This is a genomic window from Arthrobacter sp. 01T428 (assembly GCF_056398685.1).
The window spans coordinates 216,026-231,235 of record NZ_JBFTPW010000003.1 but is presented as its reverse complement, the minus strand read 5'-3'; the positions used below and the strand labels follow the sequence as shown (position 1 = coordinate 231,235).

Here is a 15,210-nt window from a genome sequence, read left to right as displayed (position 1 = left end):
CGGTGCCGCGGTCGACGCCGCTGTGTCTTAGTGCGCAGAGCCTGTTTATGAGCATGGTGTGGGGGCTTCCACGGGAACCGTGGATTGGTGCCGCCAGCCCGGGAGTGTTGGGTCTGACGAGCCCGTTTAGTAGATTCCTGAATCATTTCCCCGCCCTTCCCGCGGCACCTGGCACCGCCAGCCGGTGGTGTTGTTGGACCGGATCCGAGGAGTAGATGATGGAAGTCGTGCACGAGCGCGCCGCAGGAATGGATATTTCCAAACGCGATGCGAAGGTCTGCATTCGGATACCGGGAACGCGGGCAGGAACGTCTAACAGGACAGTTTCTACATATGGGGCGACGACGAATGAGATCGTGCGTCTACGCCGTGATCTGGAGGCAGCCGCGGTGACGGTGGTGGTAATGGAGGCCACCGGCGACTACTGGAAACCTTTCTACTTCCTGCTAGCGCAGACACTGAACGTACTACTGGTTAATGCCAAAGCTGCTCGGAATATCCCGGGGCGGAAGAGCGATGTTTCAGACGCGACGTGGCTGGCGGAGCTCGCCGCCCATAATCTGCTGCGGGCTAGTTTCGTGCCACCCGAACCGATCCGCCAGTTGCGGGATTTGACCCGCACACGATCGAACCTGACGCATGAGCGGACTCGTGAATTCTCACGACTGGAGAAAGCACTGGAGGACTCGGGCATCAAGTTGTCCTCGGTGGTCAGCACGCTGAGCACCCAATCCGCGCGCAGCATCCTCGGAGCTCTTGTATCCGGAGAACGTGACCCGCAGGCCTTAGCTTCGCTGGTGCACGCCTCGATGGGCCGCAAATCCGCAGCGCTGGTCGAAGCCCTCACCGGCCGCTTTACTGACCACCACGCATTCATGGTGCAGCTGCATCTGGACCGCATTGATCAGATCGAGGCGTCCCTCGCGGCCCTCGATATTCGCATCGATATTGTGATGGAACCCTTTTCCTTGGCCCGGGAGCTGCTGACGACAGTCCCTGGAATTTCGAAGAATGTCGCTAACGTCATCATCGCCGAAGCCGGCGTGGACATGAGCGTCTTCGACACTGCAGGCCACCTGGCTTCGTGGGCCGGAGTATGTCCAAGCCAGAACGAGTCCGCCGGACGGATCAAGTCCACTCAAACCCGGCCCGGCGACCATTACCTGAAAGCCGCTCTGGGAATCGCGGCGCTGGCCGTGTCCCGATCAAAAACGACCTATCTCGCCGTGAAATACCGTCGTATTCAGTCCCGTGCCGGCGCCCTCCGTGCGGTAGTCGCAATCCAACACACGCTGCTCGTCATCGTCTGGAACATGCTCCACGACGGTGTCGCCTACGACGAACTTGGCATCGATCATTACGACAAAACGAACCCCGAACGCGCTAGGAAACGTCTCCAACGCAGAATGGTCTCGCTCGGATTCAAGCCCATCCTCACCCCACTTTCTGCAGGGAGCCCACCTTCGTTTTCTTAGTAGACACGTCAATCGGACTTCTGACCCTGCAAGACCAAGAACTAATTACTGACTTTGAGAGAACCAGACCCGCCTGGCTACCAACCACCATCTCCAAGTAGGCGGACCAGGAAAGCCGCGCGGGCTTCCACAGATTCCTCGGTGTGTATAGCCCCACACTCTTGGGCCGGGAGGCGTGCAGTCGGTCGCAGCACGAAACCTGAAAGTCAGGCGCCGCCTCCCGGGCCAAATCACCTTCCAAGGACAGGTTGCAGGTCCACATGTCACTCGAGAAGGACTCATTGCTGGCGATCGCGATGGAGTTCTTTTCCTCCACTCGGTGAGGACCGGGAACAGCAGTTCGGCGCGGCGGAGGTAGTGACTGCAGGGCAGCGGCACGGCGTTCAAACGCACGCGCGCCAGGGGACTCTCTATTTCAGGCGCGTGCCCTGGCCGGCAAGCTGAGCCGCCGTCGTCCACCCGCCGCGTTGATTGGGTGGGTCTGAAACCATCCGGCGGTTGGGCAGCCATGGTCAGGCGAGGGTGATGAGCCTGAGCGAAGTGACCTTTGCTGTTCCTCCGGTGGTGTACAGCGATACGCCGGTGCTGGAGGGGTCTGGGAAGACCAGTTCGGTGAGGGTGACTTCTCCGTCTTGGGCGAAGATCTCCACAGAGCAGTGGTCAACGAAAATGCGCAGATTATACGCTCCATCCACGGCACGCAGGGGAGCGGTGTCGATCGATGCGAAGGCGCTGTGGAACGCCGTGTTGCCTGAGACTGTTCGATCCACGAGCAGTCTGCCGTCACCCGGACGGATGCCGATCCTTATACCTTCGTTGCCGTTGCCGCGGATCACGAGGCCAAATTCCTCTGCGGAACCGGGCACAAACGTTACCTCGATGAGTTGCACGGAGCCCCCGCCTGCCACGGAACGGATGCCATCGACGTCCAGCTCTGTGTAGGCAACTGTGCGGGTAAGCGCTGCGGGGTCAATCACGGCCTGCTGGAGGAGGTGCGGTGCCCCTTCAGAGGTGACGAGCGAGACCTCGCGTACAAGCGACATGGGGCTTCGCCACGGGGAGGTTGGAATGTCGTTGCCGTACTGCCAGTTGTTCATCCAGGCCATCATGAGCCGGCGACCGTCCGGAACGTTGCTGAAGGACACAGCCGCGTAGTAGTCCCGGCCCCAGTCGAGCCAAAGATACTCGGCCATGTGCGCCGGATCCTGGTCGCCTTCAGTGACCGTGGTTTCGGACCTGAACGTCACGCCGTCAAAGTCTCCCACGAAGTACTGTCCAGCAGATCCTCCGTTCGGCCCGCCGGGATTGAGGTTAACGGTCAGCACCCATCTGATCAGGTCCTCGTTCCCGTCAAGTGGCAGAGGAAACAGGTCAGGACATTCCCAGACTCCGCCAGTAGCGTTGGCCGGCCCAAAACTGCTGAGGTAGTCCCAGCTCTTCAGGTCACCCGAACGGTACATCACGACCGTGAAATCCAGTGCCTCGACAGCGACCATTACCCAATAGGCACCGGCCGGGCCGTTGTAGCGGAACACCTTCGGGTCGCGGAAGTTCGCGGAATTGCGGTTCAGGACCGGGTTTCCGTGGTACTTGGACCAGGTGTAGCCGCCGTCCGTGCTCCACGCGAGTGACTGGGCCTGGATCCCGGCGTGCTGTGAGTTCTCCTTGTAGGCACTTGTGTAGATGGCGACCAGGGGTGCAGCAGTTCCGTCGCCGAAGCCGCTGGTGTTGTGCTGGTCGTAAACGACGCTGCCGGAGAAGATGTCCTCGTATTCGTCGCAGGCAATAGCGACGGGTTGCTCTGTCCACGTGATGAGGTTCGTGGAGGTGGCGTGCCCCCAGGACATGTTTCCCCAGACATTCCCAAAGGGGTTGTTCTGGTAGTAGAGGTGGTAATTACCCTCGTAGTAGATGAGGCCGTTGGGGTCATTGAGCCAGGTGTCCTTGCTGGCGTAATGCATCGCCGGCCGGAAAGCCTCACGTGTGGGCGCGGTTACCGCAGTCATGAATCAAAGTCTCGTTTCATTTCGTCTTCCTGAGGAAGGGTGGGTGCGGCCATCCAGCCGGCGAACGGCGCGGGGCGCTGTTCGGCGGCTGGGGTTGGCAGTTGCTCCTGTATAGGTCGTACGTCCGCTTCGCGGCGGGATGCCCCCGGCCATGAGCTGGATGTCTTACGTGATTGAGCGATTTGGAGATGACTCCAAAGGCGGGAGAGGTCGGATCCTGAGTTAGGGGAAGAGGTTCCGAGCTCCTCCAAAGATCTCAGCCATGGTCCAGGCATCGAAGGAGAGCAGCCTCACGGTACCTTCGGCGGTCAGGCTCACGTGCTCGCCGGCCAGGGTCGGGTAAACGCGGGCGGTGAGCGGCTTGCCGTTGGCGAAAATTTCGACGGCGGACCGGTCCACCAGGACGCGCAGGTGCACCCGGCCGTCGGGCATCGGGAGTGGTCCGGCCTTGTCGTCGACATCAACGGTTGGATCGAGGCTGCTCTGAGTACGGTCGAGGCGGAGTGTGCCTTGGCTGCCGCCTTCAGTGGTCCGGCGCAGCTCGATCACTGTTTCCTCCTTGGAACTGCCGGAAACACCATTGTCAGCTGATCCCAGTAAGCCCAGCCGCAGCACGGCACCAGGCTCGAGCTGCAAATCCAGTTCGAGGTCCAGTTGGTTGCCGGACACCCCGGTCGGCACAGGTGCCCCGGGCACCAATTCCTGTACCGGCAGGCCGACGTGGTCCCGGCGCAGCTTCTCGATTTCAGGCACGGGCGCGAACACCAGGGATCCGTCGTCGGCCAGGGCGGTGACGCGCGGCAAACTCATGACGCCCGACCACCCGGCCTCGATCATCGCGGCATTGCTGCGGCCTTCCTGAAGCCAGCCAAACATGATGCGTCGGCCGGACTGATCCTGGAAGGACTGTGGCGCGTAGAAGAACCGTCCTCCGTAGTCGAGCCGATGCAGCCCGGTCGGCTCGAAGGTGTTTTCCGAATAGCGGCCGGTCCAGTACAGCGGGTGTCTGGTGTCGCCGTTGTCCCATGCGGAAAAGCCAGCACGTCGGGCGCGTCGCCAGAAGTAGGAACCGTACCCAACGAGCCCCCGCCTGCCCGAAACAGGTCAACGCATTCCCACATGGTCCCGGTCCAGTCGGTTTCGGCAGGATCGCCCTGGGAGGCGTCGCCGATGAACAGGGGCCCGACGTATTCCCAGGAGCGCAGGTCGCGGGACTCGTACAGGAACGCAGTTCCGCCGCGCCCACGGATGCCCGATCCCACCAACTGCCGCCAGATGGAACCCTCGCGCCAGACGCAGTGATCGCGATACGCCGTGATGTCCACGCCGGCCGGTGGAGCTGCGATGACCGGGTTCTGAGGAATTTTGCTCCAGCTCAGGAGGTCTGCGGATCCGACGGCAACGCAGGGCAACTCCTGCTCGCCCAGCCGTCCCGAGTACACCAAGGTGGGTGTTCCGCCGTCGTTCACCAACACCCCCGACCAGCAGCCGTCGGCGTCCGGACCTGCGGACGGTTCCAGTGCCACCGGCTGGTCCGTCCAGCGGACGAGGTCGGTGCTGGTGGCGTGGCCCCACTGGATGCGGTGGTGGAAGGCGCCTTCGGGGTTGTACTGGTAGAAGAGGTGATAGGTGCCGTTCCACTGGCTCACGCCGTTGGGGTCGTTCAGCCAACCGGCCGGGGACACGAAATGGAAGCGCGGCCGAAGGGGGTCCGCATCGGCGCGGGCAATCAGTTCGTCCTGGGGAACGGTGCCGAGTGGGTGCGTCGATTCAGTCATGCGGAGGCCTTGTTATCGGTAGGTTCAGTTGCCAGGGCGTGGCCGCCGGCTCCAGCCTGCGGGCGGTAGAGGTGGCAGCGCACCCAGTGGCGGTTTTCGGGGTCTCCCACACCGTGGCGAACGGGTTCCTCGGCCGAGCAGGCCTGGTTTGGGTCGCCGTCGAAAGCGCAGCTGGTCGAAGCCATCACAGCCTGCCGCAGCTCGGCCCGGCGGACGGGATCGTAGGAGCCCGCCCTGGCCGGATCCGGGACGGCTGAGACCAGCAGTTGCGTGTACGGGTGGGCCGCATTGGCCAGGAGGTCCAAGGACTCGCCCTCTTCAACGAGCTCACCGGCGAACATGACGGCCGTCCGATCCGCGAGGTATCGGGCCGAAGCGAGGTCGTGTGTGATGTAGAGCATGGAGATTCCCTGCTCATCGCGGAGTTTGCGCATCAGGTTCAGAACACCGATGCGGACCGAAACATCCAGCATGGAGGTGGGTTCGTCAGCGAGGATGACCTGTGGTTCCACGGCGAGGGCCCGGGCGATCGCGACTCGCTGGCGCTGCCCGCCGGAGAGCTCGTGCGGGTAGGAGTTCAGCATGTCGGCCTGCAGGCCTACGGTAGTCATAAGCTCCTCGAGTCGCTGCCGTGTCTCTGTCTCGGAGCTGCCGCCCTTCCGGTGGATCGCCAGCGACCTCCGCAGGAAATGCTCCACCCTGTGGGCAGGATTCAGCGAGCCGAAGGGATCCTGGAAGACCATCTGCAGTTGGGAGCGGAAGGCGCGCGATGCCTGGAAGCGGTCGCGCTTGAGGACGTCGACGCCGTCGATCAGGATCTCCCCGGCGCTCGGTCGTTCCAGCCGGGCAACGCAGCGGGCCAGGGTGCTCTTACCCGACCCGGACTCTCCCACGAGGGCCACGATTTCTCCGCGGCCAATGGCCAGGTCTACGCCGTGCAGGGCCCGGACGGACTCCCGGGAGAACAAACCACCTAGAGGGAAAGACTTTCCTAGTCCGCGGACCTCGAGGGCCGCAGCTTCTGTGTCGGCGGAGGGGCGCCGGGATGACAGCACAGCGTGGCTCATCGTGCGGCTCCTTCCATGATGGCGGTGTCAGCCGCTGAAGCGTCGGCACTGACAGGTGCCACGAAATGGCCGGGTGCTGCTTCGGTGAGGTCGGGGATGTTCCGGAACTTCACGCCGTCGGGCAGTCCGGTCAGCGGAACCCGCGGACCGGTGAGCGGTGGGAACGCACCCATGAGGGCCTGAGTGTAGGGGTGGCGGGGGTTGGCGTAGACGTCCTGGGCTTTCGCGGTCTCCACGATCCGGCCTCCGTACATCACGGCCATGCGGTGCGAGAGCTCCACCATGAGGGACATGTCGTGGGTGATGAAGAGGACGGAGAATCCCAGTTCGCGTTGGAGTTCCTTGATTTGGGCCATGATTTCCTGCTGGACCACCACGTCCAGGGCCGTGGTGGGTTCGTCGAGGATCAGCAGCGACGGTTTGAGCGCTACGGCCATCGCGATCACCGCACGCTGGCGCATGCCGCCCGAAAGCTGGTGCGGGTAGGACTTGAGTCGAGCGGGGTCGATCCTGACAAGTTCCAGCAGCTGGCCCGCGCGTCGGAGGGATTCCTTGCGGGAGTAGCCGGCGTGTGTGGTGAAGATGTCCACGATCTGCTCGCCGATGGTGAGCACAGGGTTGAGCGAGTTCATGGCCGATTGGAAGACCATAGCGACGTCCTGCCAGCGGAAGCCCCGCAGTTCCTCCGGGCTCATGGCCAGGACATCCTTGCCGCCGAAGGAGATGCTGCCGCCGGCGATCTTCGCGGGATCCTTCAGGAGGCGCATGATCGAGTTGGCGATGGTGGACTTTCCACAGCCGGACTCGCCCGCCAGCCCGAACACTTCACCGGTGCCGATGCTGAAGGAAACACGGTCGACGGCGGTGGTGGAGCGGGTGTCGCCGATGTACTTGACGCTGAGGTTCTTGACGTCCAGGACGGGTTCATGGGAGCCGAAGGAAACTTGTGAGACTGTCACTTGCCGGCGCTCCTTTCGGTATTCTTTGGGGTTTTGATCTTCCGTAGCCGCGGATTAGTGACTTCGTCCACGGCATAGTTGATGAGGGCCAGTGCGAACGCGACCAGCGCGATGGAGACACCCGAGGGAACGAAGACCCACCAGCTGCCGGTCAGGAGGGCGCCCTCGTTGCCGGCCCAAAAGAGGTTGTTGCCCCAGGAAACGGTGCTCACGTCGCCCAGGCCAAGGAACTCCAGGCCTGCTTGGGCGCCGATGCCGTAAATCACGCAGCCGAGCAGGGTTCCCATGACGATCGATGCCATGTTCGGGAGGATTTCCCGGAACATGATCCGGCCCGCCCGTTCGCCGGACACCACGGCCGCGGCCACGAAGTCCTTTGAGCGGATGGACAACGCCTGGGAGCGCAATACACGTGCCGACCCGGCCCAGCCGGTGACCACGAGCACCAGGATCACGGTTCCCAAACCCGGCGGCAGGAAAGCTGCCAGGATGACAAGGAGCGGGAGTCCGGGCAGGAGCAGGAAGACGTTGGTCACCAGGGACAGTGCTTCGTCAATGAACTTGCCGAAGTACGCCGACGCCAGGCCCACCAAAATGCCGATGAAGGTGGATGCGAAGCCCACAGTCAACCCGACGAACAGGGAACTGCGGGAGCCATGGACAGTCAGGGCAAGCACATCCTGACCTTTGGCCGTGGTGCCGAGCCAGTGCTCGGGAGACGGTTCCAGCGAGGCCATCGCGGTGATCCGCGATGGGTCTCCGGGGAACAGCACGGGGGCCAGCAACGCGAGCGCGATGAACACGAGCATCACGATCATGCCCACCAGGGCCTTCTTGTTGGTGATAAGTCCGTGGACGAAACTGCGGTTGGGCTTGCGGGCAGCTGTGGGCTCAGTGGGCTGCTTGAGAATTGCGGTTGTCATGATGGGTCCCTCAGTTGCTGCGCACACGCGGGTCGAGGCGGACGTAGAGGATGTCCACCAGGAAGTTCGCCAGCAGCACAGCGGCGGTGATGGTCAGGAACAGGCCCTGCATAAGCGGGTAGTCGAGGCCTTGGACGGCGTTGAGGAGTTGGTAGCCGACGCCCGGATACGCGAACACCACCTCGGTGAGCATTGCACCACCCACCACGAAGCCCAGGCTCATGCCGAAGCTCGTGACCGACGGGAGCATCGCGTTGCGGGCGGCGTAGCGGAGCATGATGCGGCCCGGCCGGAGACCCTTGGCCTCGGCCATGGTGATGTAGTCCTCGGCGTTCGTGGCGATCATGGTGTTCCGCATGCCCAGCATCCAGCCGCCGATGGACACCAGGACGATCGTCAGCGCCGGGAGCACAAGGTGCGCACCGACGTCGCCGATGAACTCCCAGGTGAAGGCGGGCTCCAGTCCATCCGTGAAGGCGTGGCGGATCGGGAACCAGCCCAGCACTACGCCGAACAGGTACAGGGCTCCCATGGCCAGCCAGAAGTACGGGAAGGATCCAATGAAGATCAGGAGCGGTGGCAGGGCGGAGTCGATCGCGCCGCCGCGTCGCCAGGCGGCCAGGATGCCGAGGAGATTGCCTATGATGGCGGCGAACACCAGGGCGGTTCCGCCCAGCAAAAGGGTCCAGCCGATCTGGCTGGCGATGACCTCGGTGACCGGGGTGGGGAAACGCGAGATGGAGACACCCATCTGGCCGGTCAGTATGTTGTGCATGTAGTCGACGTACTGTTCCCAGAGCGGCCGCGTATCCACGCCGAGCATCTTGCGCAGGGCTTCGATCTGTTCGGGCTGCATCTTGCCCTGGGTACGGGCGAACATGCGTGAGACGGGGTCTCCCGGCATGAAGCGCGGGAGCAGGAAGTTCAGGGTGATGGAGGCCCAGAAGGCGATCAGGTAGAAACCCAGGCGGCGCAGGATGAAGCGCACGGTTGCTCCGTTCGGGAAAGGCGGGGTCCGGGACGACAGTGGTCCCGGGCGGGAAAGATGAGAAGGTTCCCGGCCGGTGGGAACCGGAATGTGGCAACTGCAGCCACCGGCCGGGAACTGGTGCCGGCTACTTGCGTGGTTCCAGAGTGGTCAGGACCAGGACCGTGGTGGGGGAGCGGTCAGAGAGCGTTGCGTAGGGGTTGTCTTGAGTGGGCCATCCCGTGAAGTGAACGTCCGTGTAGTCGCCCCATTCGGGGCCGGAGAACAGTGGAACCGTGGGGGCCACCGCGTTGTATTCCGCCTGAAGCTGGCTCGCGATCTGCTTCTGTGCGGCTTCGTCGCCGGCAGCAGCGAACTGCTGCAGGAGATCATCGGCCTTCGGATCGCCGAAACGGTGGTAGTTCTCGGTGGCCTTGGCGCCCACCGGCTTGACGGTGGAGGTGCCCATGGTGGAGCTGAAGTACTTGAACGGGCTGGGGTCGTTCGCGCTCCAGACGATGCCGGTGTCGAACGTTCCCTGCTCGTAGCTGGAGACGACGGAGGCCCAGTCAGGGGAGTCCACCTTGGCGGTCACGCCGATGGCCTGGAGGTTCTGGGCGATCACGTTGGCCACTGAGAGCCAGTCGGAGGAGCTGGCGCCCACGGAGATCTTGAACTCGAAGGGCTTGCCGTCCTTGAGGGTGCGTTTGCCGTCCGCGCCCTTGGGGTAACCGGCTGCGTCGAGCATCTTGTTCGCTTCGTCGACGTTCAGCTTGGTCCAGGTGCAGTTGTTCGCCACATCGGCGTTCTTCCAGCTCGCGTAGTTGCCGGAGAGGCCTGTGCAGTCGGCCGGGGTGGCGTATCCGCTCATGCCGATCTTGGTGACCTGGTCACGGTCAACTGCCATGCTCAGGGCCTTGCGCACTGTCGCGTCGTTGAACGGCGCTTTGCTGGTGTTCAACTGCCAGTTGATCATGGCGCCCGTGGGCGGGAACCAGAAGTGGCGATGGTCCTTGTCCTTGGCGATGAAGGTCTTCTCGATGTTCGGGATGAACTGGGTGGACCAGTCCACATCGCCGTTGACGCTGGCCAGGTTGGCGGCATCGTTTCCGGACATTGCCAGCATTTTGATGCCGGCGATCTTCTGCTTGTCAGGCTGCCAGTAGTTCGGGTTCTTCTTCAGCACGAAGGACTGGGACTGGAAGCTGTCCACCTGGGTGTAGGGGCCGGTTCCTACGGGGTTGGCGTTGGTGTCCTTCGCGGGATCGGCGATGGATGACCAGATGTGCTTGGGGAGGATGGGGAGCTGCCCGATCTCATAGAGCGCGGGGGACCAGGGCTTGTTGAAGGTGAATGTCACCTTGTCGGTGCCCACCGGAGTGACGGAATCCAGGTACTCGAAGCCGCCCTTGAGCTTCTTCTGCAGCTGGAAGGTGTAGGCCACGTCATCGGCGACGAAAGGCTGCCCGTCGGACCACTTCACGCCCTCACGCAGGGTGAAGGTGACGGATTTGCCGTCCTTGGCAGCGTCCCAGGAGGCGCCCAGCCAGGGGACCGTGTTTCCTTTGGCCGGGTTGAAGACCATCAGGGGTTCGTAGATGGCCTGCTGGACCATGGGGTTCACAGTGGGGGCGAAGGGGTTGAAGTTACGGTCGAAGGTGCTCATGTCCTCACGCGGGATGGTCAGGAAGGCGTTCGCGTTGGCTCCGGCGTCGGTGCCGGCGGACTTGTTGACGGTGGCAGCGCAGCCAGTCAGCAGCATTGCACCCACAGCCAGTCCGGCCGCTGCAATGCGGGCAGACCTCAAGAATCGGGGTTGTGTCATGATGGGTATCTCTTTCCTATCTTCATCAGCAAGGTGAAGTGGTGGGTAAGGGTTTGCTCTTCGACATTGATTTCACGGTCAGACCGAAGAGCGTTCTAGCAGCGGACAGTCGACCAATTGCTGGTCGGCAGTGATCGGCTGTCCTGCTGTGAGAGCTGCGAGCGTCTGGACTCCCAGAGCGCCCATTTTTTCGAACGGCAACGCAACCGTGGTCAACTTTGGCCTGAGGTAGGCCGCAATCAGTTCCTGGTTGTCGAAGCCGATCACGGCGATGTCGCCGGGGATGGTCAGTCCCCGTTCCTTGATGGCGTCATAAGCGCCCATCGCCATGCGGTCATTGAGGCAGAACAGTGCGGTCGGCCTGTCCTGCTGGGGGTAACGATCCAGGATTTGGCACGCCGCCTCATAGCCTCCATCCGCCGTCGCATGCCCGGACACCACCAGCTCCGGATCCAGTTCCAGCCCGGCGCCCGCGAGTGCTTCTCGTGCACCCTCCAAACGCCCGATGGCCGCGGGAATGTGCGGGTCCAGATTGATGACTCCGATCCTGCTGTGGCCGGCCCGGAGCAAACGATCGACGGCAACCCTGCCGCCCGCGCGCTCGTCCGGGACGATCGAGGGCAGCTTCCCGTCCGCGTCGAAACAATTGATCAGGACGGTGGGAACCTCGTGGGCGCTTTCCGGAACGTGCACGCCGCGGTGGTATGTTGCCGCGTACAAAAGTCCTTCTACTCGTTGTTCCAGCAGCTTTTCCGTTGCTGCATCTTCCAGCCCTTGGTTGGGTCCCACGGCATCGGCCTGGTCGGAAGGCGCGATGAGCAGGAACCGGTGGTCAAGCCAGGCTTGATCCTGGGCGCCCTTGATGATGTCCACCGCAAACGGGGCCGTCACGATCTCGGTGACGAGTCCGTACCAATCACTGCGCTGGGAAGCCAGTGCGCGCGCTCCGGCATTCGGGCGGTAACCCAATGCCTGAACGGCGTCGTTGATGCGGATGCGTGTTTCCTCAGAAATGCTGGCGTTTTCTCGGTTGCTCAGCACGAACGAGACCGCCGTCCGGGAGACACCGGCGTGCCGGGCGACATCACTCATGGTGACACCCCGCTGCCGCACAGCGGCGGCTTTCTGGTGGGTGGTGGTTTTCGCCATTGAATGCTCCGGTGTCTTCGTTGATCCTGCGCGCAGTACCAAGGGTTCGGTCTGAGGTCGTATCGCAATCGTTGGCAAGTAACGCGGGTTACCTTCAACGGTGTGATTGAGGTTACACGCGTTACCTCGTGGCTGTCAACGGCTTCCACCGGCATGCGGACAGTTGGTTCACGACCACTTGAGCCAGGCCGGGCGTCGGAGGATTTGACTGTTGACTTGTCCGGTGGACAAGCCGTAGGTTCCCTTTTTGACAACGTTGTCTTCGTTCGGTGGATCTGACGCAAGTGCAGCATTTGAGTCGATCAAGGCCCCACACAACCAGCCGAGCGACAACCGGCATTACCTGCCTGTCACTGTCGACACGAAAGGTGAATACGTGCGCCGCACACATTCCGGTCCCGGTCTGACACCCGGACCAATATCAAAAAAACGTCTCAACGCCCTGATCCTCGCCGCCGCCATGGCCGCTGGCAGCGCCCTTCCGCTGTCCGGCCCGGCTCTGGCCGCGGACACCTCCGGGGCGGCCTCGACGGCTTCCGGCGCGGTCGGAACTTCCTCGCCCTACTCCGAGACATACCGGCCCCAGTTCCACTTCAGCCCGGCAACGAACTGGATGAACGACCCGAACGGCCTGGTCTACTACCAAGGCGAATACCACATGTTCTTCCAGTACAACCCCTCGGGGGACACCTGGGGCAATATGTCCTGGGGCCACGCCGTCAGCACGGACCTGGTGCACTGGACGCAGCTTCCGCTCGCCATTCCGCAGGACGACAAAAACATGATCTTCTCGGGCAGTGCTGTCATCGATAAAGACAACACGACGGGCTTTGGCCGGCCGGGCAACCCCGCCATGGTGGCAATCTACACCGCCGCCGACAAGGCTACCGGGAAGCAGTCCCAAGCACTCGCCTACAGCACGGACAAAGGCCGGACCTTCACCAAATATTCCGGGAACCCAGTGCTGGACATCGGGTCAAACAACTTCAGGGACCCGAAAGTCTTCTGGTACGAGGCCGGACACGAGTGGCTGATGTCGGCCGCGTTGTCCGACCAGCACAAGGTGTCTTTCTACAGTTCTCCTGACCTGAAAACGTGGAAGCATCTGAGTGATTTCGGTCCTGCAGGTGCCACGGGCGGTGCCTGGGAATGTCCTGACCTGTTCCCCCTGCCGGATCCCGCCAACCCCGGCAAACAGAAGTGGGTACTGACGGTCAACCTCAACCCGGGCGGGATCGCAGGAGGTTCGGGCGTCCAATATTTCACCGGAAGCTTCGACGGCACCAAGTTCACCTCGGATGACAAACCCTACGTCCCCCCGGCCGGGACATCTCTGGGAAACTTCGATAACGGTACTTACGATGGCTGGCAAACCACCGGGACCGCCTTCGGCACTGCCCCGGCAACAGGAAGCCTGCCGGGCCAGTCCAGCGTTACAGGCTTTGAAGGAACCGGCTTCGCTAACAGCTTCAACGGCGGTGACGGCCCCACCGGCACACTCAGTTCCCAGACCTTCACCGTCAACAAATCCCACCTGAATTTCCTCGTCGGCGGCGGCAACCACCCCTACGCCGCCGACACCGTCCCGTTCGGCACCCTGCCGGCCGGTCAGGTGTTCAACGACTTCTCCGGGACCACCTACGGTGCCGGCTGGACCGCCACCGGTTCCTTCGCCAGCTCCGGGCCCTCGACAGAGAGCCTGCCCAACCAGCTCGGCCCCAAGGTGCTGGACACCTATGCGCCCGCCGGAGATCCCGGCACGGGCACCATCACCTCGCCGACCTTCACGGTCAACAGCCCGTACATCGACCTGCAAGTCGCTGGCGGGAACCACCCCTGGGGCCAGGCGAACGCGACCGCGGTCAACCTGATCATCGGCGGACAGGTCGTCGCGACCACCACCGGCCCCAACAGCCCTGACCTGACGTGGACGAACTGGGACGTGAGCAAGTACCAAGGCCAGCAGGCGCAGATCCAGGTCGTGGACCAGAACGACGGGTCCACCGGCGGATGGGGCCACCTCATGGTGGGCGACATCGTCTTCGCCAACGCCCCGGCCAAGTCCTGGGACACGCAGACCTCCGTTAATCTCGTCGTCGACGGCAAGGTGGTGCGCTCCGCCACGGGCGCAAACAGCGAGAACCTGGACTGGGCGTCGTGGGACCTGAGCGACCTGATCGGCAAGCAGGCGCAGATCCAGGTCGTCGACCACAACACCGGCGGCTGGGGACACATCCTGGCCGACGACTTCACCCTCTCAGACACAGCGGCACAATCCGCAGTCCAACGCGCTCACTGGGTCGACTACGGCAAGGACAACTACGCCGGTGTCACCTTCAATGACGCCCCTGGCGGCAAGCGGATCATGATCGGCTGGATGAACAACTGGGACTATGGAGGATCCATTCCCACCTCACCATGGCGCAGCGCCATGACCGTCCCGCGGGAGCTGTCCCTCCAAACCGTCGACGGCGCACCCCGCCTGATGCAGACACCGGTCAAGCAGCTCAACCAGCTCACTACGGGGCCGTCCGTCCACAAGGAGAACATGTCCGTCCCTGCCGGAAGCATCGTCCTGCCGGCCACAGGGAAGGCGCTCGACATCTCGGCGTCCTTCACTGCCGGTACTGCAAGCTCCTACGGACTGAAAGTCCGCACCGGGTCCGGCCAGGAAACACTCATCGGCTATGACAACAAATCCGGACAGGTCTACATCGACCGGACCAAGTCCGGCGCCGTGGGATTCAACCCCAGCTTCCCCGGAGGTCAGACCGCGCCGCTCACGACAAGCGGAGGAACAGTCAAACTCCGGATCCTGGTTGACTGGTCCTCGGTCGAAGTCTTCGCCGACGACGGGAAAATCGTCCTGACAGACCAGATCTTCCCGGACCCATCCAGCCAAGGCATCGAAGCTTTCGCCAACGGAGGAAACGCTGTTCTTACTTCTCTGGACGTCAAGCAGATGAAGTCGGCCTGGCAATAACCGGAAGCCCCATCGCATTGATCAGACCGCGGCGCCCGCAACTTCACCGTTGCGGGCGCCGCACCCAGCGGCCCTTGC

Annotated in this window: 10 protein-coding genes and 1 pseudogene; 2 read left to right on the top strand and 9 right to left on the bottom strand. The window is 62.8% G+C overall.

Annotated elements, in window-relative coordinates:
- The first annotated feature begins 218 nt into the window (after nucleotides 1-218).
- Nucleotides 219-1,475: an IS110 family RNA-guided transposase gene (locus AC1DJB_RS06435; protein WP_476910064.1), complete on the top strand. Its 1,257-nt coding sequence runs from the start codon at nucleotides 219-221 to the stop codon at nucleotides 1,473-1,475.
- A 512-nt stretch (nucleotides 1,476-1,987) separates the two neighbouring features.
- Here AC1DJB_RS06435 and AC1DJB_RS06430 read toward each other — a convergent pair.
- The 9 genes and pseudogenes from AC1DJB_RS06430 to AC1DJB_RS06390 all read right to left on the bottom strand — a co-directional run bounded on the left by AC1DJB_RS06430 (nucleotide 1,988) and on the right by AC1DJB_RS06390 (nucleotide 12,149).
- Complete coding sequence (locus AC1DJB_RS06430) at nucleotides 1,988-3,481, bottom strand: glycoside hydrolase family 32 protein (protein ID WP_284762646.1); 1,494 nt, start codon at nucleotides 3,479-3,481, stop codon at nucleotides 1,988-1,990.
- 222 nt (nucleotides 3,482-3,703) lie between these two features.
- Complete coding sequence (locus AC1DJB_RS06425; RefSeq protein ID WP_476910063.1) at nucleotides 3,704-4,480, bottom strand: glycoside hydrolase family 32 protein; 777 nt, start codon at nucleotides 4,478-4,480, stop codon at nucleotides 3,704-3,706.
- A gap of 152 nt (nucleotides 4,481-4,632) precedes the next feature.
- Nucleotides 4,633-5,259: pseudogene (locus AC1DJB_RS06420) on the bottom strand (glycoside hydrolase family 32 protein); the annotation flags it as partial.
- Nucleotides 5,256-6,326 carry an ATP-binding cassette domain-containing protein gene (locus AC1DJB_RS06415; RefSeq protein ID WP_241708012.1) on the bottom strand — a complete coding sequence of 357 codons (1,071 nt, stop codon included), beginning with the start codon at nucleotides 6,324-6,326 and terminating at the stop codon, nucleotides 5,256-5,258. The pseudogene AC1DJB_RS06420 and the gene AC1DJB_RS06415, both read right to left, overlap by 4 nt.
- A complete protein-coding gene (locus tag AC1DJB_RS06410; protein ID WP_241708013.1) occupies nucleotides 6,323-7,285 on the bottom strand; it encodes an ABC transporter ATP-binding protein in 963 nt (320 codons plus the stop codon). Before AC1DJB_RS06410 ends, AC1DJB_RS06415 begins: the two co-directional genes overlap by 4 nt.
- Nucleotides 7,282-8,208, bottom strand: coding sequence for an ABC transporter permease (locus AC1DJB_RS06405; RefSeq protein WP_284762648.1), 927 nt, complete (start codon nucleotides 8,206-8,208; stop codon nucleotides 7,282-7,284). Before AC1DJB_RS06405 ends, AC1DJB_RS06410 begins: the two co-directional genes overlap by 4 nt.
- A 10-nt stretch (nucleotides 8,209-8,218) precedes the next feature.
- Nucleotides 8,219-9,196, bottom strand: coding sequence for an ABC transporter permease (locus AC1DJB_RS06400; RefSeq protein WP_241708015.1), 978 nt, complete (start codon nucleotides 9,194-9,196; stop codon nucleotides 8,219-8,221).
- A gap of 127 nt (nucleotides 9,197-9,323) precedes the next feature.
- Nucleotides 9,324-11,000: an ABC transporter substrate-binding protein gene (locus AC1DJB_RS06395; RefSeq protein ID WP_284762649.1), complete on the bottom strand. Its 1,677-nt coding sequence runs from the start codon at nucleotides 10,998-11,000 to the stop codon at nucleotides 9,324-9,326.
- A 78-nt stretch (nucleotides 11,001-11,078) separates the two neighbouring features.
- Nucleotides 11,079-12,149: a LacI family DNA-binding transcriptional regulator gene (locus tag AC1DJB_RS06390; RefSeq protein ID WP_241708017.1), complete on the bottom strand. Its 1,071-nt coding sequence runs from the start codon at nucleotides 12,147-12,149 to the stop codon at nucleotides 11,079-11,081.
- Between the two features lie 376 nt (nucleotides 12,150-12,525).
- Here AC1DJB_RS06390 and AC1DJB_RS06385 point away from each other — a divergent pair, with 376 nt between their 5' ends.
- On the top strand, nucleotides 12,526-15,132 hold the full coding sequence (locus tag AC1DJB_RS06385) for a GH32 C-terminal domain-containing protein (protein WP_476910032.1): 2,607 nt from the start codon (nucleotides 12,526-12,528) through the stop codon (nucleotides 15,130-15,132).
- Nucleotides 15,133-15,210 lie beyond the last annotated feature (78 nt).